The sequence below is a fragment of the Mycobacterium sp. Aquia_216 genome, from assembly GCF_026723865.1.
Taxonomy (GTDB): Bacteria; Actinomycetota; Actinomycetes; order Mycobacteriales; family Mycobacteriaceae; genus Mycobacterium.
Genome location: NZ_CP113529.1, coordinates 4622624 through 4642958, shown reverse-complemented (window position 1 = coordinate 4642958; position 20335 = coordinate 4622624). Strand labels below are relative to the sequence as shown.

General features: G+C 66.3%; 19 protein-coding genes, 1 tRNA gene and 2 pseudogenes. 17 read left to right on the top strand and 5 right to left on the bottom strand.

What is annotated here, in order from left to right:
- Nucleotides 1–5: 5 nt before the first annotated feature.
- From OK015_RS21660 to OK015_RS21625, 8 genes and pseudogenes are all read left to right on the top strand, one after another.
- A complete protein-coding gene (locus OK015_RS21660; protein ID WP_268132975.1) occupies nt 6–1991 on the top strand; it encodes an acetyl-CoA carboxylase biotin carboxylase subunit in 1986 nt (661 codons plus the stop codon).
- Between the two features lie 6 nt (nt 1992–1997).
- Nucleotides 1998–3164: an acyl-CoA dehydrogenase family protein gene (locus tag OK015_RS21655; RefSeq protein ID WP_268126027.1), complete on the top strand. Its 1167-nt coding sequence runs from the start codon at nt 1998–2000 to the stop codon at nt 3162–3164.
- Nucleotides 3161–3682, top strand: coding sequence for a MaoC family dehydratase (locus tag OK015_RS21650; protein WP_268126026.1), 522 nt, complete (start codon nt 3161–3163; stop codon nt 3680–3682). The genes OK015_RS21655 and OK015_RS21650 overlap by 4 nt, the downstream gene beginning before the upstream one ends.
- Entirely contained in the window at nt 3679–4494 is an 816-nt protein-coding gene (locus tag OK015_RS21645) for an HpcH/HpaI aldolase/citrate lyase family protein (protein WP_268126025.1), read from the top strand. Before OK015_RS21650 ends, OK015_RS21645 begins: the two co-directional genes overlap by 4 nt.
- A pseudogene (locus OK015_RS21640) lies at nt 4484–4618 on the top strand (hypothetical protein); the annotation flags it as partial. The gene OK015_RS21645 and the pseudogene OK015_RS21640, both read left to right, overlap by 11 nt.
- On the top strand, nt 4599–4745 hold the full coding sequence (locus tag OK015_RS21635) for a hypothetical protein (protein ID WP_268126024.1): 147 nt from the start codon (nt 4599–4601) through the stop codon (nt 4743–4745). The pseudogene OK015_RS21640 and the gene OK015_RS21635, both read left to right, overlap by 20 nt.
- Nucleotides 4746–4962: 217 nt before the next feature.
- Nucleotides 4963–5385, top strand: a complete 423-nt coding sequence (locus OK015_RS21630; RefSeq protein ID WP_268126023.1) for a hypothetical protein — start codon at nt 4963–4965, stop codon at nt 5383–5385.
- Between the two features lie 186 nt (nt 5386–5571).
- Nucleotides 5572–6471: a bile acid:sodium symporter family protein gene (locus tag OK015_RS21625; RefSeq protein WP_268126022.1), complete on the top strand. Its 900-nt coding sequence runs from the start codon at nt 5572–5574 to the stop codon at nt 6469–6471.
- 3 nt (nt 6472–6474) lie between these two features.
- On the opposite strand, the gene OK015_RS21620 is transcribed toward OK015_RS21625, so the two are convergent.
- Complete coding sequence (locus OK015_RS21620; protein ID WP_268126021.1) at nt 6475–7245, bottom strand: enoyl-CoA hydratase; 771 nt, start codon at nt 7243–7245, stop codon at nt 6475–6477.
- A 131-nt stretch (nt 7246–7376) separates the two neighbouring features.
- Between OK015_RS21620 and OK015_RS21615 the strand changes: the two genes are divergently transcribed.
- From OK015_RS21615 to OK015_RS21605, 3 genes are all read left to right on the top strand, one after another.
- Entirely contained in the window at nt 7377–7616 is a 240-nt protein-coding gene (locus OK015_RS21615; protein WP_268126020.1) for a hypothetical protein, read from the top strand.
- A gap of 20 nt (nt 7617–7636) precedes the next feature.
- Nucleotides 7637–7906 (top strand): YdeI/OmpD-associated family protein, encoded by a 270-nt coding sequence (locus tag OK015_RS21610; protein ID WP_268126019.1) that lies wholly within the window; start codon nt 7637–7639, stop codon nt 7904–7906.
- Between the two features lie 209 nt (nt 7907–8115).
- Nucleotides 8116–8310, top strand: a complete 195-nt coding sequence (locus OK015_RS21605) for a hypothetical protein (protein ID WP_268126018.1) — start codon at nt 8116–8118, stop codon at nt 8308–8310.
- A 107-nt stretch (nt 8311–8417) separates the two neighbouring features.
- On the opposite strand, the gene OK015_RS21600 is transcribed toward OK015_RS21605, so the two are convergent.
- From OK015_RS21600 to OK015_RS21585, 4 genes and pseudogenes are all read right to left on the bottom strand, one after another.
- A complete protein-coding gene (locus OK015_RS21600) occupies nt 8418–9107 on the bottom strand; it encodes a cutinase family protein (protein ID WP_326498494.1) in 690 nt (229 codons plus the stop codon).
- A 176-nt stretch (nt 9108–9283) separates the two neighbouring features.
- Nucleotides 9284–9571 (bottom strand): hypothetical protein, encoded by a 288-nt coding sequence (locus OK015_RS21595; RefSeq protein WP_268126017.1) that lies wholly within the window; start codon nt 9569–9571, stop codon nt 9284–9286.
- Between the two features lie 16 nt (nt 9572–9587).
- A pseudogene (locus tag OK015_RS21590) lies at nt 9588–9764 on the bottom strand (class I SAM-dependent methyltransferase); the annotation flags it as partial.
- A 237-nt stretch (nt 9765–10001) separates the two neighbouring features.
- Nucleotides 10002–10075, bottom strand: a tRNA-Arg gene (locus OK015_RS21585).
- A 186-nt stretch (nt 10076–10261) separates the two neighbouring features.
- Here OK015_RS21585 and OK015_RS21580 point away from each other — a divergent pair.
- From OK015_RS21580 to OK015_RS21555, 6 genes are all read left to right on the top strand, one after another.
- A complete protein-coding gene (locus OK015_RS21580; protein WP_268132972.1) occupies nt 10262–11509 on the top strand; it encodes an alpha/beta hydrolase in 1248 nt (415 codons plus the stop codon).
- A 145-nt stretch (nt 11510–11654) separates the two neighbouring features.
- Nucleotides 11655–13127, top strand: a complete 1473-nt coding sequence (locus OK015_RS21575; protein ID WP_268126016.1) for a WS/DGAT/MGAT family O-acyltransferase — start codon at nt 11655–11657, stop codon at nt 13125–13127.
- Nucleotides 13124–14902, top strand: a complete 1779-nt coding sequence (locus OK015_RS21570; RefSeq protein ID WP_268126015.1) for an HAD-IB family hydrolase/lysophospholipid acyltransferase family protein — start codon at nt 13124–13126, stop codon at nt 14900–14902. The genes OK015_RS21575 and OK015_RS21570 overlap by 4 nt, the downstream gene beginning before the upstream one ends.
- Entirely contained in the window at nt 14899–17253 is a 2355-nt protein-coding gene (locus OK015_RS21565) for a glycerol-3-phosphate 1-O-acyltransferase (RefSeq protein WP_268126014.1), read from the top strand. The genes OK015_RS21570 and OK015_RS21565 overlap by 4 nt, the downstream gene beginning before the upstream one ends.
- Before the next feature lie 37 nt (nt 17254–17290).
- A complete protein-coding gene (locus OK015_RS21560; protein WP_268126013.1) occupies nt 17291–19333 on the top strand; it encodes a cytochrome c oxidase assembly protein in 2043 nt (680 codons plus the stop codon).
- A gap of 101 nt (nt 19334–19434) precedes the next feature.
- On the top strand, nt 19435–20229 hold the full coding sequence (locus OK015_RS21555) for a PhzF family phenazine biosynthesis protein (protein ID WP_268126012.1): 795 nt from the start codon (nt 19435–19437) through the stop codon (nt 20227–20229).
- Nucleotides 20230–20335: the final 106 nt, after the last annotated feature.

The window sequence follows — 20335 nt, the reverse complement described above, 5'->3', positions numbered from 1 at the left end:
GCGCAGTGTTCGACACCGTCTTAGTGGCCAACCGCGGCGAGATCGCCGTGCGGGTGATTCGGACCTTGCGCCGGCTTGGCATCCGCTCCGTTGCCGTCTACAGCGATCCCGACGCTTCCGCGCGACACGTACTGGAAGCCGACACGGCGGTGCGGCTGGGACCGGCGCCCGCGCGCGAGAGCTACCTCGCTATCGAGAAGGTGCTCGATGCCGCCGTACGCACCGGCGCTCACGCGATCCACCCCGGTTACGGGTTTCTTTCGGAGAACGCCCATTTCGCGGCCGCATGTGAGCGCGCCGGGGTGGTGTTCCTGGGGCCACCGGCCCGCGCGATCGAGGTGATGGGCGACAAGATCACCGCCAAGAACGCGGTCGCCGCGTTCGATGTGCCGGTTGTCCCCGGTGTGGCGAAGTCGGGCCTGACGGATGACGAACTCGCCGCCGCGGCCGACGAGGTCGGTTATCCGGTGTTGATCAAGCCCTCGGCCGGTGGCGGAGGCAAGGGCATGCGGCTGGTGGAAGATCCGGCCCGGCTGCGCGAAGCGTTGGTCGGCGCGCGGCGTGAGGCCGCGTCGTCATTCGGCGACGACACGCTGTTCCTGGAACGATTCGTGTTGCGGCCCAGGCATATCGAGGTGCAGGTACTTGCCGACGGCCACGGCAACGTGGTGCACCTCGGCGAGCGTGAGTGCAGCCTGCAGCGCCGTCACCAGAAGGTCATCGAGGAGGCGCCCTCACCACTGCTGGACGCGCCGACCCGCGCGCGGATCGGGGCGGCGGCCTGCAACACCGCTCGCAGCGTCGACTACGTCGGGGCCGGCACGGTGGAGTTCATCGTCTCCGCCGAGCGACCCGACGAGTTTTTCTTCATGGAGATGAACACCCGCCTGCAAGTGGAACACCCGGTCACCGAGGCGATCACCGGCCTCGACCTCGTTGAGTGGCAGTTGCGCGTGGGCGCCGGCGAGAAACTCGCCTTCGCCCAAGACGACATCGAGTTGCGCGGGCATGCGATCGAGGCCCGGGTGTACGCGGAGGATCCGGGGCGGGGATTTCTACCCACCGGCGGACGGGTGCTCGACGTCTTCGAACCCTCGGGTCCCGGTGTGCGAGTGGACTCGTCGCTGTTGGCGGGCACAGTGGTGGGCAGCGACTACGACCCGATGCTGAGCAAGGTGATCACCCACGGAGCCGACCGCGACGAGGCGCTCGCCGCGCTCGACCTTGCGCTGGCGCAGACGACGATTCTGGGCGTGCAGACCAACGTCGAATTCCTTCGCTTTCTGCTCGCCGACGAACGAGTGCGGGCCGGCGATCTGGACACCGCACTGCTCGAGGAGCGACTGCCGGACTTCGCTCCGCTACCCGCGCCCGATGACGTCCTCGCGGCGGGCGGCCTGTACCGCCAGTGGGTGTTGGCCCGTCACGCGCGGGGGAACGTATGGGCGGAGCCGACGGGCTGGCGCGTCGGCGGTGATGCGGCGCCGGTGCGCACCGCGATGCGAACCCCGCTGCGCACCGAGACTGTCTCGGTGTCCGGACTGCCGGCGGCTGCCACCGTGCGGGTCGGCGATGGCGAAACCCACTCGGCGAGTGTGGAAGTCGAGCCACGAAAGATGAGCGTGGCGCTGGACGGGCTGCGCCGCGAGTACCGCTGGGCCCAGGCCGACCGCCACCTGTGGGTCGCGGACGAACGGGGAACGTGGCACCTGCGCGAGGCTGAGGAAACCAAGATCCAGCGCGCGACCGACACAAGGCAGGCCGAGGTCCTCAGTCCCATGCCCGGCAGCGTGATCGCCGTGCAGGTCGACTCCGGTGCCGAGGTATCCGAAGGCGATGTGGTCGTGGTCGTCGAGGCGATGAAGATGGAACATTCGTTGGCCGCACCGATTTCGGGACGCGTGGAGTTACAGGTGTCCGTCGGTGATCAGGTGACGGTTGACCAAGTGCTGGCCCGCCTGGTCCCAGACTCCGAAGAGAACAAGGATTAGAGGATCATGACGACAACGATCACCGCGGGGACGTTACCCAAGGAATACGAAGATCTTCGTGACACCGTCGCCGAGTTCGCGCGCACGGTGGTCGCACCCGTATCGCCCAAACACGATGAGGAGCACAGCTTCCCGTACGAAGTCGTCGCCAAGATGGGCGAGATGGGGCTGTTCGGCCTGCCGTTCCCCGAGGAGTACGGCGGCATGGGCGGCGACTACTTCGCGCTGGCGCTGGCCCTCGAGGAACTGGGTAAGGTCGACCAGTCGGTGGCGATCACGCTGGAGGCTGGGGTGGGCCTGGGCGCTATGCCCATCTACCGGTTCGGCACCGAAGAGCAGAAGCAAAAGTGGCTGCCGGATCTCGTGTCCGGCCGCGCGCTTGCGGGCTTTGGGCTGACGGAGCCGGGCGCGGGTTCGGACGCCGGCGGCACCCGCACCACGGCCAAACTCGACAACGGCGAGTGGGTGGTCAACGGATCCAAGCAGTTCATCACCAACTCGGGCACTGACATCACCTCACTGGTCACCGTCACCGCGGTGACCGGGACGATCAGCGATACCAAGAAGGAGATCTCGACGATCGTCGTGCCCAACGGCACACCGGGATTCACCGTCGAACCGGTCTACAACAAGGTCGGCTGGAACGCATCGGACACCCACCCGCTGTCCTTCGCCGACGCCCGGGTCCCGGAGGAGAACCTGCTCGGCGCGCGTGGACGCGGTTACGCGAACTTCCTGTCGATCCTTGACGAAGGCCGCATCGCGATTGCCGCACTGTCGACCGGTGCGGCGCAAGGCTGCGTCGACGAGAGCGTCAAGTACTCCAAAGAGCGCCAATCCTTCGGGCAGCCGATCGGCTCCTACCAAGCGATCAGCTTCAAGATCGCCCGGATGGAGGCCCGTGCCCACGTCGCACGCACCGCCTACTACGATGCTGCTGCAAAGATGTTGGCGGGCAAGCCATTCAAAAAGGAGGCGGCGATCGCGAAGATGATCGCGTCGGAGGCGGCGATGGACAACGCCCGCGACGCTACCCAGATTCACGGCGGCTACGGCTTCATGAACGAGTATCCCGTGGCGCGTCACTATCGCGACAGCAAAATCCTCGAGATCGGCGAGGGCACCACCGAGGTGCAACTGATGCTCATTGCGCGATCGCTGGGACTCTCATGACCGACGCCGAACGAGGCGGCACATCGGTTGTGCAGCGGGGCTTGTGGTTTGAGGAGTTCGAGATCGGCACCACCTACCTGCATCGGCCCGGGCGCACCGTCACCGAGGCCGACAACGTGTTGTTCACCACGCTGACCATGAACACCCAGTCGCTGCATCTCGACGCGGCGTGGGCCGCCGAACAGCCGGGCTTTCGCGGCGAGCGGCTGGTCAATTCGATGTTCACTCTTTCGACGCTGGTCGGGCTTTCGGTCACCCAGCTGACGCTGGGCACCGTCGTGGCCAACCTTGGTTTCTCCGAGGTGTCCTTCCCCAAGCCGGTCTTCCATGGCGACACGCTGTATGCCGAGACCGTCTGCACCGGCAAGCGCGAGTCGAAGAGCCGGCCCGGCGAAGGCATCGTCGCGCTCGAGCACACCGGCCGCAACCAGGATGGCGATATCGTGGCGCGTGCTGTGCGCACCACCCTGGTGCACAAGCGACCAGCCTCCGAAACAAGCGGGGAGGAGCCCCGATGAATCTCGCTGCCGCCGGCCCCGGGTGGCTGTTCTGCCCGGCCGATCGGCCCGAGCGTTTCGCGAAGGCCGCCGCGGCGGCCGACGTCGTGATCCTCGACCTGGAGGACGGGGTGGCCGAGGCGGACAAGCCCGCCGCCCGCAAGGCGCTGCAGGAAACCCCGCTGGACCCGGAGCGCACCGTGGTCCGGATCAACGCGGCCGACACCGCGGAATACCCCCGCGACCTCGAGGCCCTTGCCGGTACCGCGTATACGACGGTGATGCTGTCCAAGACCGAATCGGCGGCGCAGGTGGCGGCGCTCGCGCCGCGCGAGGTGATTGCGCTGCTGGAAACGCCGCGCGGCGCGGTGTTCGCCACCGAAATCGCGGCGGCGCAGGGCACGGTGGCGTTGATGTGGGGCGCCGAGGACCTCATCGCCACCCTCGGCGGCAGCTCCAGCCGCAAGGCCGACGGCAGCTACCGGGATGCCGCCCATCACGTGCGGTCGACGACGCTGCTCACGGCAAACGCATTCGGGCGGGTTGCGCTCGACGCGGTGCACCTGGACATCCCGGACTTGGACGGGTTACGGGCCGAGGCCGAAGACGCCGTGGCGCTCGGCTTCGCCGGTACCGTCTGCATCCACCCGACCCAAGTGGCGGTGGTGCGCAAGGCCTTTCGTCCCACCGAGGAGAAGCTGGACTGGGCCCAACGGGTATTGGCGGCGGCGCAAAACGAACGCGGGGTGTTCGCGTTCGAAGGGCAGATGGTCGACTCGCCCGTGCTCAAGCACGCGGCAACACTGGTGCGGCGAGCGGGAGATTCCGGCTAAGAGCTCACCCACGGGTGCAACGCAGTTTGACGGCAAGGTTGCATTCGTCACCGGCGCCGAGCGCGGGCAGGGCCGGTCGCACGCTGTTCGGTTCGCCGAAGAGGGTGCCGACATCACCCGCCTTCGGCGCCCAGGGCAATGAGATGGGGGCGTTCGCCGATGCGGTCGACACTTTGCTCAACGGGCCGATGATCGAAGCTGCCGACGTGACCGAAGCGATGGTTTATCTGTGTGGGCAATCCGGGCGCTAAATCACCGGTACCTCACTTCCCGTCGACGCGCGTTACACGGTCAAATAGCGGCCCTGGCCACCGGTTGCGGCATTGCGGACCCGGTGTTTCGTGACTTAACGAGATCGCAAAAGAGCGGAAACATTTGCGAACGCCCAGTCCGCAAATCTGTCGTAATCTGTGATCCACCAGAACAGTTGCTCGTTGCACTGACTAGCTCCACGGAAGGAACGAAACCATGACCATCGCGCGGGGCTTCGCCGCCACGGTTGTCTGCGCCGGTTTAGCTGTCGGGTCAGCCGGCACGGCGTGGGCCACACCGACGATGAGCGGCAGCTACACCGAGACCGTCACGACGCCGAGTGGCAAGTCCATCGACAACAGCTGGGCCGTCAACTCCTGCGGTGACGGATGCCTCTGGATCAAGGCGGGCTTGGGCGCCAGTCAGGCCCGGCTGGTCGATGGTCAATGGGTCCTGGACACGATGAGCAACGTCAGTTGCCCGGACGGTTCCTACACGATCTACGGCACGAACACTCACACGGTGTGGGATCCCAACAGTCTCACCGGCACGTCCGCTCACACCTACATCATGGGAGCCTGCGGCAACCCGCCGGGATTCACGCAGGTCGACCAGATTGCGATCAAGTCGGCGTCCTGACGCATTCTTGCTCTCAAAACCCCTGAAACCCTCGGGATTCAGGGGTTTTGAGTCGTTTGTCGGCGTTTGGTCCCGTGTCTTCGGGCAGCCCGGCCGGTTGCGCGCCGGGCAAATAGCTGCTGTATAGGGCAAGCTAACCAACCGTGCCGGCCAAATGGCGGCAGCGCAACGACACCGTGGAGCGTTATGGGCAACCAGTACTTTCCGTTGGTCATTGCGGTGGTCATGCTCGCCCTTGGGCTGACACTCACCGTGGCCGATTTCAAGCGGGCCGCCACGCTGCGGCGACCGCTGGCGGTAGCGCTGTTCTGCCAGACCGTGCTGTTGCCGAGCCTGTGCCTGCTGATCGCCGAGGCCTTCCACCTCGAGCCGCATCTGGCGGTCGGGCTCATGCTGATGGCCGCCACTCCGGGTGGGACGCTGGCCAACATCCTCAGTCATCTGTTCAACGGGGACCTGGCGCTCAATCTGACACTGGCCGCGATCAACGCCGCGCTGTCGATCGTGGCCCTGCCCGCGATCCTGGCCGCATCGATGACCTGGTTCCTCGGCGAGGGGCGCTTCATCCCGCTCCAGCTGGACAAGTTCGTCACGGTGTTCGCCCTGGTGCTCATCCCCACCGCGATCGGCATCGCGATCCGCCACCGCTTCCCCGAGCTGGCCCGGCGATTGAAAACGCCCGTCAAAATCGTCGCGGTAGTGCTGATGATCGTCGCGGTTCTCGGGGCCATCGCCGGAGGAAAAACGACGCTGTTGAACAACTTCGGCGTGGTGAGCGGGGCGGTCGTGTCCTTCTGCGCGATCAGCCTGACCGTCGGCTATCTGGTGCCGCGTTTGATGCGCCTGGGTCCACCGCAGGCCATCGCCATCAGCCTGGAGATCGGACTGCACAACACCGTGGTGGCGCTGGGCGTGGCGCTCAGCCCGCAACTGCTTAATAGCGCCGAGATGGCAACTCCCGTAGCGATTTACGGCGCTTTATCGCCGCTGATGGCGCTGACCTTCATCTTCGCGGTCCGCCTGCTGGACCCGGCGTTCCGGGTCAAGGCGCAGCCCGACGCCGTCGCGAGCGAACCCGGGGCCTAGGCCCTACTTACGCCGTGCCGCGGCCAGCCGGTCGGCGAACTCCGGCGACTGAATCGAGGACACCTGCGGCCCGAGCTCCGTGTGCATGGCGAGCTCGTGGTGCTCGTTGTCCAGCGATCCCGGGCTGGCGGTAGCGCGCATCGTGGCCTTGGTGGCCAGCACGACCTCGCGCGGGGCGGCCGCGGGTCCGGCGGCGAGTTCCAATGCCGCCGCGACCGGATCGTCGGCAACGCGGAGCGCCAACCCGTGCCGCACCGCGGCTTCGGCGTCGAAGCGCATGCCGAACAACAGGGCCGCACGAGCGGCCTGCGGGCCCACCGCGCGCTGCAGCATCCAGGTCGCACCGCCGCCGGGATGCAGTCCCAGCTTCTGGAAACGGGGGTCGAACAGTGCGCCGGGCCCGGCGATGCGCACGTCAGCGGCCAAGGCCAGGTTCAGGCCCGCGCCGACCGCCGCGCCGTTGACGGCGGCGATGGTGGGCAGGGTGCAACTGCCCACGGCCATGAAGCCGTCGTAGAGCTGCTGCAGGGCTGATTCCGCGGCTCCGGCGCCCGCGGCGCCCAGGGCGCTCAGGTCGGCGCCGGCGCAAAACGCCTTGCCCGCCCCGGTGACGACGACGGCGTGCACACCGGGGTCGGCTTCGGCCTGCTCGACGGCGGCGCGCAGCTGCGTCGATATCTCGCCCGTCAGCGCGTTGCGCCGATCAGGGTCGTTGACGGTGATCAGTGCGACGCGATTGTTCACGCTGAACAGGACGGAATCGGACTGGGCCATCGCGCACCTCCGCGGTCGGTCATCGGGCGAGCTAAAGGGTACTTGGGGCTGCGGCTTCAAGAATCCGTAGAGGATGCCTCAAGCCTGGCTGGTGATGCTGAAGACACCGCATCACGACGAGGGGGCAGCCAATGCGCACGACGACCATCACCACCAAATCGCAGGCGATCCGTTGGGCGATCTTCTCGGCGGTGGCGGTGGGGTTGACCGCACTCGGCCTCGGTGTCGCGGAGGCCAACCCGCCACGGCAGGACCAGCCGTGCTCCCTGCGATACGCGACGATGCGCGACGCCGACGGACACATGATGCAATGCGAGCGGATGATGAATGGAACCCACGGCTTGGTGTGGCAATACACCCTGGGGTCGTAGTCACTGGCTAATCTGGCCGGGTGAGCGGCAACCAAGTGCCAGGTGGGGTAGTGCACAAGCTGCCCGCGGACCTGCGCGAGGCGCTGACTACGAACTCCACCGCACTCGCGGCGTGGAACGACATCACGCCGCTGGCGCGCAACGAGTTCATCTGCTGGGTCGAAGACGCCAAGCAAGCGGCGACGCGCCAGCGCCGCATTCGCCGGACCCAGGAGGAGCTGGAAGAAGGTCAGCGCCGGCCGTGCTGCTGGCCGGGCTGCAAGCACCGCGAGCGCACCGGCCGGCCGTAAATCTGAAACAGGCTGCCCGCCAACGGTTTTGTGGGTAGCCATCGCCATCGGCGGCTCCGGGGGGTTCCTCGAGTTGCGATTTGCCGTGGCCTATTTCAGGCTTGGGGATGACCGACCCGACCGCGAGACAACCCCGGATCCGCCGAACGCCGGGTGGGAGAGCAGTCAAGCTCGTCTTCCGACTCATTCGTCCGGCGATAGTCACCGGGATGATTGCGGTCCCGATTGCTGGCGCCGATGCACCCGCGTTCTTGCCGCTGGCGTGCGGGATTACGTGGACGATGGTGGCGGGCACCATCATCTTCGAGCCCGACTGCGCGCATCCGGTGCCGGGCGGCCCGCCGCCATATCCCCCCGACCCGCCGCCGGATCCCGGTGCGCCACCCGCCCCGCCGCCTCCGTAGGCGTTTGCTGCTGCCGACCGTCGTGGTGGCGTGCTTACCTCGGCTGCGCTGAGCTCAACGCACAGAGCACCGGTGTGACGAGCCGCGGGTTCGCAGTTACACGAGCGTCAGAGATGGCTCGCTACGAAAGTCGCTGCCTGACCGGGCATTCCGGACTGCGCATAAGACAGGTGCACCGGCGAAAACAGCTCGTCGTGTGAAGGCAATGCCAGCGCCCCGCCCGGCGTGCAGACCGGATCGGCCGCCGCGCACAGGTCAATGGCCTTGGGCCCGTACCACGGGCTGACCTCGCTGACCGGTCCCCCCAGGTATCTGTCCGACGGATTACCGAAGAGCGCGAGTGCCGCGACGTGGTCAGCTTCGTCCGCCGTGAGGATGTCGGGGATCAGGCCCGCAATCGGTGCCCGGGCGATGGTGGCCTCATCTATCGCCATGGCGCCCAAGGAATATCCACCGAGCACCAGCTTGGTGTTGGGGCAGTTGGCAACCATCGACGCAACGTGCGCGTGGACATCGCTGCCGCCGGCGGAGGCCGACGGGGCGAAATCCTCGCCGGCGGAATAGTTGACCGGATACACCCCGAGGCTTCGGCCACCAACCTGCGAGCGCAGTGCATCGATGAATCGCTGTCCGACCCCGCCGACACCGGGCGGCTCGTTGGTGCCGCGGGCGAACGTCACCTCGACGTCGGGGCAGGGAGCAGCCGACGCGGGCGCAATGAGGATCGGTGCACTCAGCAGCGCTGTCGAAGTCAGCACTGCGACACCCAGCGAATAAGCGAACTGGCGTGCATTCACGCCCCCATGCTGGCATACCGTTCGCCGACACTAAGGGTCGCCTTACCGATTCGGCCGCGGTTCCCAGCTGTCGGTCGGGTACGCGCAGAACAGCGCGACACCTTCGGGGGACTGGGCGGTAAACGACCCGTTGTTGTCGGGAGCAAGGGTGAATCACCCTCCTGCGGGGCCGACCGTCAGTCGACCAGGCTGTCCGCGAATCTCCGAAGCAACTTCGCGATGGCCGGTCCGTCCGGCAACGGCGCTTGATGTTCCAGATGGGTTGCGGCGTCTCTCAGCTGACTAGCGGTGTCGAACACCTCAAGAAGCCTGCTGCGTACTGCACCCCTGGTCGACGGGAGGCTTAGGGCCTGCTCGATTTCCTGAGGCGAGCCAACGAGGTGAATTCGTTTGGAACCGACTTCATGGATGACGTAGATGTCGCCGAGCTGTTCGAACTCGTAGATAAATGAATTGCAAGCCATCGGGTGTCCTTGTCGACTACTTGACCAGGGTGAACTGGCAGACGTTGGTGTATCGGTCGCCGGACAGGTCCGGGCAGCCGGTCAGATAATGCATGTAGATGCCGTACCTCTCCTGCCCCTGGAGCTCGATGGCCTTGTCGGCTTCCAGCGCAGCCGCCCGCGCGTTCAGAGTCGGCACGTAGTGCTCTCCGATGTGCTCTCCGATCACGTGGTGGCGTTCCGGGAAATTCGGTTGCCGAGCTCGGGCCGGGCAGGAGCCAACCGCCTCCCGACACCCGCAAAACAGCGCCACCCGAACCGGCGCTTACAAGCGATTCGTAGCTACGTGCCCGTCGGATGGGTGCGAATTAGGGCCGGGCGCTCGTCTGGAGTCTTGGCGGCCAGTTTTTCCTGGTAGTCAGGCCGAAACTGGCCAAAGTGTCGATATGAGTGCCCCCGGCACGACTCGAACGTGCGACCTAGGGATTAGAAGGCCCTTGCTCTATCCACCTGAGCTACGGAGGCAATGCGCAGGTCAGTCTATCCAACTAGCGACGCTACCCCGACTCGCCGACACGACACGCGCGAAAAGCCTTGCACCGCTATCGAAACCGGATATTGTATTGAACCTCGACACACGTACAACACCAGCTGGTAAACAGCTGTTAACCGCAACGAGGCGTGTGCATAAGGTCGAGGAGACCGGTGTCAATGGGCGTGGCCATGAGTATGACTGCGCGGTACGCGAGGGCGGGTTCCCAAGCGTTCCGCCTGGTAGCCGATGCCAGAGGTGCCTCCCGGGCAGCTGGCCTGCTGCTGCGTGGATCGCCGTTTGCGCTGGGCTGGTTTGCCGGTTGGCTGACCACGGAGTTTCCTCCACACGTGGTGACCGGGCACGCGTTGTCCCGGGTATCGGCCCCTTCCATCGGCCGCGTCGGCGCCTCGTGGGCCGGGCAGCGGGCGGAGCAAACGCTGACCGCCGCCCTCGAGGAATCTTTCGGCTCCGGGTACACCGAGCAGGTTTCCCATCCGGCCTGCGAAGCATCCGAGTGCGCACCCCGCGGCGGCCTGTTGCGCCGGCCGGGGCCGCACGCCCGGTACGCGGCGCAGACCTCGGACATTTCCTACGGTCCGGGTGGTCGCGACAACCTGCTCGACATCTGGCGGCGCCATGACCTGGCGCCGGGCCGCCGCGCGCCGGTGCTGATCCAGGTCCCGGGCGGCGCGTGGGCCGTCAACGGCAAACGCGGCCAGGCGTACACACTGATGAGCCGGATGGTCGAACTCGGCTGGATCTGCGTGTCGATCGACTACAGCAAGAGCCCCCGTTCCACGTTTCCGGCCCACCTGATCGACGTGAAGCGAGCGATCGCGTGGGTCCGCGAGAACATCGCCGACTACGGCGGCGATCCCAGCTTCATCGCGATCACCGGCGGCTCGGCGGGCGGGCACCTGGCCTCACTGGCCGCGCTCACCCCCAACGACCCACGGTTTCAGCCCGGATTCGAACACGCCGACACCAGAGTCCAGGCGGCCGTGCCCTACTACGGGGTCTACGACTTCACCAACGCCGAGGTCATGCACGAACTGATGCTGCCGTTCCTCGAGCAGTTCGTCATGCGCGCTCGATACGCCGACACGCCCGAGCGGTTCGAGGCGGCGTCGCCGATTTCCTACGTGCACGACGAAGCACCCCCGTTCTTCGTGCTGCACGGCGAGAAGGATGAGCTGGTTCCCTGCACCCAGGCCCGGACCTTCTGCGCGGCGATGCGCGCCGCCGGAGCCCCGACCGTGACGTACGCCGAGCTCGCCAACGCCCACCACGCATTCGACATCCTGTCCACGGCCCGGTCGCGGCACGCCGCCAACGCGGTGGCCGACTTCTTGGGCATCGTCTACGGGCGGCGGGAGAGCGCGCTGCTTGATTCGTGGCCGCTGTCGGTGACGTCGGCCAGCTGAGTTGAACGCCTGCCGCGACGTTTCATCTGCCACGCCGCTGCGCCCGCTGTAGCGACCGAATCGTGCCTTTCACCAGCGCGTCAACGCGACTAGCGTTGGTGTGTCTATCCGGTTGGCGGAGCTGAGGCAGGAGGCTTGACGGATCATGACTGAGCCCGAGGGGCTCGTCGGATTGTCCGACGAGCTCGGACCGGTCGACTATCTGCTGCATCGAGGCGAAGCGAATCCGCGGACCCGCTCGGGGATCATGGCGCTGGAGCTCCTCGACACCACGCCGGACTGGGACCGGTTCCGGACGCGGTTTGAAAACGCGTCGCGAAAGGTGCTGAGGCTACGGCAGAAGGTCGTCGTGCCGACGTTGCCGACGGCCAATCCGCGCTGGGTGGTAGACCCCGACTTCAACCTGGACTTCCACGTCCGGCGGGTGCGCGTGTCCGAACCCGGCACCCTGCGCGAAGTATTCGATCTCGCCGAGCTGATCCTGCAGTCACCGCTGGACATCTCGCGGCCACTGTGGACGGCCACCCTGGTCGAGGGTCTGCCCGACGGCAAGGCCGCGACGTTGCTGCACGTCAGCCATGCGGTCACCGACGGCGTGGGCGGTGTCGAGATGTTCGCCGAAATCTATGACCTCGAGCGCGATCCGCCGGCCCGCCCGACCCCTCCGCTGCCCGTCCCGCAGGACCTGTCACCCAACGATTTGATGCGGGAGGGCTTCAACCACTTGCCGATAGCCCTTATCGGCGGCGTCGTCGGTGCGGTCTCGGGAGTGGTGTCGACGGCCGGGCGTGCGCTCTTGGAACCGGTGTCGACGGTGTCGGGGGTCGTGAACTACGCCATCTCCGGCATGCGGGTGATCAACCGGGCCGCCGAGCCGTCGCCGTTGCTGCGCCGGCGCAGTCTGGCCACCCGTTCCGAAGCGATCGACATCCCGCTCGCCGATCTGCACAGGGCCGCAAAAGCCGGCGGAGGATCGATCAACGACGCCTATCTGGCGGGACTGTGCGGTGCCCTGCAGCGCTACCATCAGGCGCTCGGCGTCCCGATCGGCACGCTGCCGATGGCGGTGCCGGTCAGCCTGCGGGCCGAAGCCGACACGGCCGGCGGCAATCGCTTCACCGGCGTCAACCTGGCGGCACCGGTGGGTGCCGGCGACCCGGTGTCCCGGATGCGCAAGATTCGCGCCCAGATGACCCAGCGCCGTGACGAGCCCGCGATGAACATCATCGGGTCGTTGGCGCCGGTGCTCAGTGTGCTGCCCACAGCCGTGCTGGAGGGAATCACCGGCTCGGTGGTCGGCGCCGACGTGCAGGCCAGCAATGTTCCGGTCTACCCGGGGGACACCTTCATCGCGGGTGCAAAGGTATTGCGGCAGTACGGCATCGGCCCGCTGCCCGGGGTGGCGATGATGGTGGTGCTGATTTCCCGGGGCGGGTGGTGCACGATCACCGTGCGGTATGACAGAGCATCGGTACGAAAGGAAGCCTTGTTCGCTCAGTGCCTCTTAGAGGGCTTCGACGAGATTCTCGCGCTGGCCGGTGATCCGGCGCCGCGCGCGGTGCCGGCTTCGTTCAGTGCGCAAACCGATTCGGTGTCTCGATCGGTTTCGGGCTCATGAGCGCTGCCGAAGCGCGCGGGAAGTCAACGCCGGCAAAGGATTTGCGGCTACCCGGCTCGGTCGCCGAGATCCGCGCCAGCGCCCCCGGTCCCAAAGTCGGCGCCTTCTTCGACATGGACGGAACGCTGGTCGCGGGGTTTACCGCGGTCATCCTCACCCAGGAACGCTTGCGCCGGCGCGACATGGGGGTGGGGGAGCTGCTCAGCATGGTTCAGGCCGGTCTGAACCACCGGCTCGGGCGCCTGGAATTCGAAGACCTGATCAGTAAGGCATCCGAGGCGCTGCGCGGCCGGATGCTGACCGACCTGGACGAGATCGGCGAGCGGCTCTTCGCCCAACGGATCGAGTCGCGGATCTACCCGGAGATGCGTGAGCTGGTCCGCGCCCACGTGGCTCGCGGCCACACCGTGGTGCTCAGCTCGTCGGCGCTGACCATCCAGGTCAATCCGGTGGCCCGCTTCCTCGGGATCACCAACACGCTGACCAACAAGTTCGTGACCAATGAAGACGGGTTGCTGACCGGCGAGGTGGTCGAGCCGATCCTATGGGGGCCGGGCAAAGCCACTGCGGTACAACGGTTTGCGGCCGAACACCAAATCGACCTCAAGGACAGCTACTTCTACGCCGACGGCGACGAGGACGTCGCATTGATGTACCTGGTCGGCAATCCGCGGCCCACCAACCCCGAAGGCAAGATGGCTGCCGTCGCGAAGCGCCGCGGTTGGCCGGTCCTGGAATTCAGCAGCCGGGGCAGCGTGGGGATTCGGCCCCAGGTGCGCACGCTCGTCGGCATCGGTTCGATGCTCCCGGTCGCGGCCGGTGCGCTGGGGGTCGGTCTGCTGACCCTGAGCCGTCGGCGTGGCGTGAATTTCTTCACCTCGACCTTTCCCCAGACATTGTTGGGGGCCAGTGGTGTGAGCTTGAACGTCATCGGCAAAGAGAACCTGACCGCGCAACGTCCGGCGGTGTTTATCTTTAACCACCGCAACCAGGTTGACCCCGTCATCGCCGGAGCGTTGGTGCGCGACAACTGGGTTGCCATCGGCAAAAAGGAGCTGAAGAAGGACCCGATCGTAGGCACCCTCGGTAAGCTCACCGACGGTGTGTTCATCGACCGTGATGATCCGGTCGCCGCGGTCGAGACGATGCACGAGGTCGAAGAGCGGGCCAAAAACGGCCTGTCCATCCTGATCGCTCCCGAGGGTACCCGGATCGACACCACCGAGGTCGGGCCGTTCAAGAAGGGGCCGTTCCGCATCGCGATGGCGGCGGGAATTCCCATCGTCCCCATCGTGATCCGCAATGCGGAGATCGTCGCCGCACGAAACTCCACCACGATCAATCCGGGCACGGTCGATGTCGCGGTGTTCCCGCCGATACCGGTGACGGACTGGACGGTCGGGACGCTGCCCGACCATATCGCCGAGGTGCGCCAGCTGTACCTGAACACCTTGGCCAACTGGCCCGACGACGAACTGCCCGAAGTCGATCTGTACACCGAGAAGAAGGCGGCAACAAAGGCCCGCGCCAAGCCCGCCGCCAAGGCCGCCAAAGCCAAGGCTGCCGGGACCAAGGCACCGGCGAAGAAGGCCGCCGCGAAGAAAGCCGCTCCCAGGAAATCTGCGGCAAAAGCCAAACCCGCGGCCAAATCAGAACCGCCGCAGCCTAATCCGAACGAGTCCAAAGTTGTTCGCACCGACGGCGAGCCGCCACAGCCCGGTACGGACCAGCCCGGCAGCGCCGAATCGACGGCTCGGCCCCGAGGGCGCGCGTGACACAACCGGCGGCAACTACCAGCGCAGTCCTGACCGCGCAAGATTCGCTGGTACTGGCGTCCATGGGGTCCGGCGTCGAAACGCAGCTGGTGATGGACTGGCTCAGCCAGCAGCGCGCCCAGCATCCGGATGTGAAGCTCGACGTGCTCAAACTGCCTTCCGGCGATGCTCCGCCGGCGGCGTTGAATCTGCTTGTGGACCAGCTCGACTCCGGAGAAGACCGCTCGATCGTGCCGGTCCGGGTGTTCTGGCTGCCGGCGCCTGATCGCGGCAGGGCCGCGAAGCTGGCCGGGCTGCTTCCGGGCTGGGATCCCTACCATCCCAACCAACGCCGGCAGCGCAGCATCGTGCGCAACGATCGCCACCGCGCCCGGGTGGTGGCCGGCGAGGCGGCCAAGGTGTCCGAACTCCGTCAGCAGTGGCGCGACACCACCGTCGGCGAAGACGAGCGGGATTTCGCCCAGTTCGTCACGCGCCGTGCCCTTTTGGCGCTGGAACGGGCCGAGTATCGAATCCTCGGACCGCAGTACAAGTCCCCGCGATTGTTGAAGCCAGAAATATTGGCGTCCACGCGGTTTCGCGCTGGTCTGAAAAAGATTCCGGACGCCGGTGTCGACGAAGCGGGCAAGATGCTCGACGAATTGGCCACCGGATGGAGCCGGGTGTCGGTCGACCTGGTTTCCGTTCTGGCCAGGGCGATTTGCCGCGGATTCGAACCGGAGATCGACTACGATGCGTTTCAGATCGCCGCGATGCGCAATGGGCTGGAAATTCATCCGGCGGTGCTGCTGTTCTCGCATCGGTCCTACATCGACGGCGCGGTGGTGCCGGTTGCGATGCAGGAAAACCGGTTGCCGCCGGTGCATGTGTTCGCCGGTATCAACCTGTCGTTCGGATTGTTGGGCCCGCTGTTACGCCGCTCCGGTGTCATCTTCATCCGCCGCGACATCGCGAATAATCCGCTCTACAAGTATGTCCTGCGCGAATACGTCGGCTACATCGTCGAAAAGCGATTCAACTTGAGCTGGTCCATCGAGGGCACCCGCTCCCGCTCCGGCAAGATGCTGCCCCCCAAGCTCGGTCTGATGTCCTATGTGGCGGACGCTTATCTGGACGGCCGCAGTGAAGACATTCTGCTGCAACCGGTTTCGATCGGTTTCGACCAGCTGCACGAGACCGCCGAATACGCCGCCTACGCCCGGGGCGGAGAAAAGACACCCGAGGGCGTGCTGTGGTTGTACAATTTCATCAAGGCCCAAGGCGAACGCAACTACGGCAAGATCTACGTCCGGTTCCCCGAAGCGGTCTCGATGCGGCAGTACCTCGGGCCGCCGCATGGCTCACTGGCCCAAGACAGCGATGCTAAACGACTTGCGCTGCAAAAGATGTCGTTCGAAGTCGCGTGGCGGATCCTGCGCGCAACCCCGGTGACGGCGACGGGTTTGGTGTGCGCGTTGCTGCTCACCACCCGGGGCGCGGCGCTGACCCTCGACCAGCTGCGCCACACGTTGCAGGACTCGTTGGACTACCTCGACCGCAAAAACACCCCGGTGTCGACGAGCGCGTTGCGGTTGCGCACGAGCGACGGTGTGCGCGCGGCCGTCGATGCGCTGTCCAACGGACATCCGATCACCCGTGTGGACAGTGGGCGCGAGCCGGTTTGGCTCATCGCGCCCGACAAGCAGCACGCCGCGGCGTTCTACCGGAACTCGGTCATCCACGCTTTCCTGGAGACATCGATCGTCGAACTCGCGCTGGCGCATGCCCGGCACACCGAAGGCGACCGCATGGAGGCGTTCTGGGCTCAGGCGATGCGGTTGCGCGATCTGCTGAAATTCGACTTCTACTTCGCCGATTCGGCGGCATTCCGCGACAATATCGCCGAAGAGATGGCGTGGCATGGCGATTGGGAGGCCCACGTCGCCGCCGGCGGCGAGGAGATCGACGCGATGCTGTTCGCCAAGCGGCCGTTGATGTCCGATGCGATGCTGCGGGTGTTCTTCGAGGCCTACGAGATCGTCGCCGATGTGTTGCGTGATGCGCCGGCGGATGTCGAGCCGAAGGAACTCACGGAGTTGGCGCTCGGGGTCGGCCGGCAGTACGTCGCGCAGACCCGGGTGCGCAGCAGCGAATCGGTGTCGACGCTGCTCTTTGCCACTGCCCGTCAGGTCGTTGCCGATCAGGACCTGATCGCACCGGCCGCGGATCTCACCGAACGCCGGACCGCATTCCGCCGGGAATTGCGATCGATTCTGCGGGATTTCGGCTACGTCGAAAAAATCGCGCGCAACCAATTCCTCGCGCGCGAGGTCCAGGCGCGTCGGGAGCGCACCGCTCGCCAGGACGGGTAGCGCGGGCCTCGCGGGCGCGCGCCCATACCCTGGACGCATGACGGTTGGCCAGTCCGGCGCCAAGACCCGAGAGCTGGTCTGGCCGCTGCTCACCGGCGTCGCGGTGTTGGCCGGTTGCACGGCGGCCGGCATCGGGGTGTTGTCGCTGGCCGACGCGCTGACCGCCACCGGATTACCCAATCCGGGTCCGGCGACCACGCTGGGGCTGCCGTTCGTCCGCGCGGCGGGCGAGATCGCCGCGGTGCTGGCCGTGGGCTCGTTCCTGTGCGCAGCCTTCCTGGTGCCGCCGCAAAAGTCCGGCGTGCTCGACGCCGGCGGGTATCGGGCCCTTCGGCTGGGCACCGTCGCGTCGGGTGTGTGGGCGGTGTGTGCCGCCGTGTTGATCCCGTTGACCATTTCCGATGTGTCCGGTCACCGGCTGGCCGAGAACCTCAATCCGGTGCGACTCTGGTCGTTGGCCAGCCTGGTCAACACCGCCTCCGCGTGGCGCTGGACCGCGGTCCTGGCCGCCGTCGTGACGCTGGCGAGTTTGGCGGTGCTGCGCTGGTCGTGGACGCCGTTGCTGTTGGCCGGGTCGCTGATCACCCTCATTCCGCTGGGCTTGACCGGCCACTCGTCGGCCGGCGGTTCGCACGACCTGGCCACCAACAGTCTGTTGATCCATCTCGTCGCCGCCAGCCTGTGGGCCGGGGGGCTGCTGGCCCTGCTCGCCCACGCGCTGCGCGGCGGCGACCACCTCGCGCTCGCGGCCCGGCGCTTCTCGGCGATCGCGTTGTGGTGCTGGGTGGCGATGGCGCTCAGCGGTGTGATGAACGCCCTGGTGCGGGTGTTGCCATCGGACCTGCTCACCACCACCTACGGGCGCCTGGTGCTGGCCAAGTTCGTCGCGCTGTGTGCGCTGGGCGTGTTGGGCTGGCGCCAGCGGCGCACCGGAGTCGTTGCGCTGCAAGCCGATCCGGGCCTACCCAAGGCGCGTGGTGTCCTGATCCGGCTGGCGCTCGTCGAGGCGGCCCTGTTCGGCGTGACGTTCGGTATCGCCGTCGGGCTCGGCCGCACCCCACCGCCGCCGCCGCCGATCCGCCTCCCGTCGATTCCCGAGGCCGAGATCGGCTATGACTTCGATGGCCCGCCGACGGTGGTGCGCGTCCTGCTCGATTGGCGCTTCGATCTGGTATTCGGCACGGCGGCGATCATTTTGGCCGCACTCTATGTGGCAGGGGTGCTGCGACTGCGCCGGCGCGGCGATCACTGGCCGCCCGGCCGGGTCCTGGCGTGGTTGCTGGGCTGTCTGACATTGCTGTTCGTGACGTCGTCCGGGGTCGGCCGCTACATGCCGGCGATGTTCAGCATGCACATGGCCGCGCACATGGGGCTGTCGATGCTGGTGCCGATCTTCCTGGTGTTGGGCGCACCGGTCAGCCTCGCATTACGCGCGTTGCCCGCCGCCGGCCGCGACGACCCGCCGGCCATGCGCGAATGGCTGTTGGCCGCCCTGCACAGCCGGTTGTCCCGCATCCTGACCAATCCGATCGTGGCCACGGTGCTGTTCATCGCGGGCTTCTACGGCCTGTATTTCGGGAGCATCTTCGACGACGCGGTGGGCAGTCATGCCGGGCACCTGGCGATGAATGTGCATTTCCTGGTCAGCGGCTACCTCTTCTATTGGGTGGTGATCGGTGTGGACCCCACCCCGCGACCGATCCCGCCGCTGGCCAAGGTGGGCGTGGTGTTCGCGTCCCTGCCCATGCATGCGTTTTTTGGCGTGGAGCTGATGGGCACCCCAACCGTGCTCGGGGAGGCCTACTACCGGTCACTGGGCTTGAGTTGGCATACCGATCTGCTGGGCGATCAACGGTTGGGTGGCGGAATCGCTTGGGCGGCAGGAGAAGTGCCGCTTGTGATCGTGATGCTCGCTTTGCTGGTGCAGTGGGCACGCAGTGACGCGCGGACCGCGCGGCGCCTGGACCGGGCAGCCGACCGCGACGACGACGCCGACCTGACCGCCTATAACGCGATGCTGGCCGAAATGGCCCGCGGAACAGGACCGCCGGGGCGGTCTTCGCGCCACCCGCGAGCATAACGTTACGGCGGTCACCGGCGGATTTTCGCAGTGGTGCTCCGCTCGCGGGACCGGTCGGGAGCGGATGTGGGTCTGACTAGGTGTCGGGCAGGATTACCGAGATGCGTATCTTCACCGTGGACACGTTCGCCGACCAACTTTTTGCCGGTAATCCGACGGCGGTGTGCCTGCTGGATTCGGGTTGGCCGCCGACTGAATGGCTCCAGCGACTCGCAAGCGAATTAAACTTGCCCGCAAGTGCATTCGTGTATCGCACTGGTGCCAATACGGCATTACGTTGGTTCAGTCCGCGCAGCGAGCTTGAACTGTGCGGCAGTGGCACGCTGGCCGCAGCGCACATATTGTGGGAAGTCGGCGACTGTTCTGAGACCCTTCTATTCACAACTGCCGGCGGCCTTCTCGGCGCTCAACGAGAGCCGGGCGAACGGATCACCTTGGACTTCCCGTCCGACAACCTTCGGCCGGTGTCGGCACCGCCGGGATTGGCTGCGATGCTTGGCGTTACGCCCCTCGCGGTTTGGCGTGGACGGTTGGACCTGCTTGCCGAGTTGGACGGCGCGCAATCTGTCGCCGTCTTGAAGCCGGACTTGGAAGCTCTGGCCGAGCTCGATGCCCGCGGTGTGATTGTCACCGCCCGCGGCGACGCCGATGTCGATTTTGTCTCCCGATTTTTTGCGCCCGCCGCAGGGATAAACGAGGACCCCGTGGCGGCTTCGGCTCACTGCAGCCTGGGCGCCTTCTGGTCGACGATCCTTGGGAAGCAAACGCTTACCGGTTCTCAGTTGTCAGCGCGTGGCGGGCGAGTCGAGGTCCGCCTCCGCGATGACCGAGTGAATCTGACCGGGCAAGCGGTCACCGTGATCAGGGGTGCGCTGGCAATACAACGTGCCACCTAGTGCTTCGGTGCTGTTACGACCGTGGATGCGTCGAGGACCCCGGTTCGACGTCCCGAGCCGACGCCTGTCAAACCCGACTTGGCTCACATCGGTGTGCACGTCGGCG

What these genes read in the sequence shown, in the direction of transcription:
- OK015_RS21655 (WP_268126027.1), top strand. Translation starts at nt 1,998, where the DNA reads ATGACGACAACGATCACCGCGGGGACGTTACCCAAGGAATACGAAGAT.
- OK015_RS21650 (WP_268126026.1), top strand. Translation starts at nt 3,161, where the DNA reads ATGACCGACGCCGAACGAGGCGGCACATCGGTTGTGCAGCGGGGCTTG.
- OK015_RS21645 (WP_268126025.1), top strand. Translation starts at nt 3,679, where the DNA reads ATGAATCTCGCTGCCGCCGGCCCCGGGTGGCTGTTCTGCCCGGCCGAT.
- OK015_RS21630 (WP_268126023.1), top strand. Translation starts at nt 4,963, where the DNA reads ATGACCATCGCGCGGGGCTTCGCCGCCACGGTTGTCTGCGCCGGTTTA.
- OK015_RS21625 (WP_268126022.1), top strand. Translation starts at nt 5,572, where the DNA reads ATGGGCAACCAGTACTTTCCGTTGGTCATTGCGGTGGTCATGCTCGCC.
- OK015_RS21620 (WP_268126021.1), bottom strand. Translation starts at nt 7,245, where the DNA reads ATGGCCCAGTCCGATTCCGTCCTGTTCAGCGTGAACAATCGCGTCGCA.
- OK015_RS21615 (WP_268126020.1), top strand. Translation starts at nt 7,377, where the DNA reads ATGCGCACGACGACCATCACCACCAAATCGCAGGCGATCCGTTGGGCG.
- OK015_RS21605 (WP_268126018.1), top strand. Translation starts at nt 8,116, where the DNA reads ATGATTGCGGTCCCGATTGCTGGCGCCGATGCACCCGCGTTCTTGCCG.
- OK015_RS21595 (WP_268126017.1), bottom strand. Translation starts at nt 9,571, where the DNA reads ATGGCTTGCAATTCATTTATCTACGAGTTCGAACAGCTCGGCGACATC.
- OK015_RS21580 (WP_268132972.1), top strand. Translation starts at nt 10,262, where the DNA reads ATGGGCGTGGCCATGAGTATGACTGCGCGGTACGCGAGGGCGGGTTCC.
- OK015_RS21575 (WP_268126016.1), top strand. Translation starts at nt 11,655, where the DNA reads ATGACTGAGCCCGAGGGGCTCGTCGGATTGTCCGACGAGCTCGGACCG.
- OK015_RS21570 (WP_268126015.1), top strand. Translation starts at nt 13,124, where the DNA reads ATGAGCGCTGCCGAAGCGCGCGGGAAGTCAACGCCGGCAAAGGATTTG.
- OK015_RS21560 (WP_268126013.1), top strand. Translation starts at nt 17,291, where the DNA reads ATGACGGTTGGCCAGTCCGGCGCCAAGACCCGAGAGCTGGTCTGGCCG.
- OK015_RS21555 (WP_268126012.1), top strand. Translation starts at nt 19,435, where the DNA reads ATGCGTATCTTCACCGTGGACACGTTCGCCGACCAACTTTTTGCCGGT.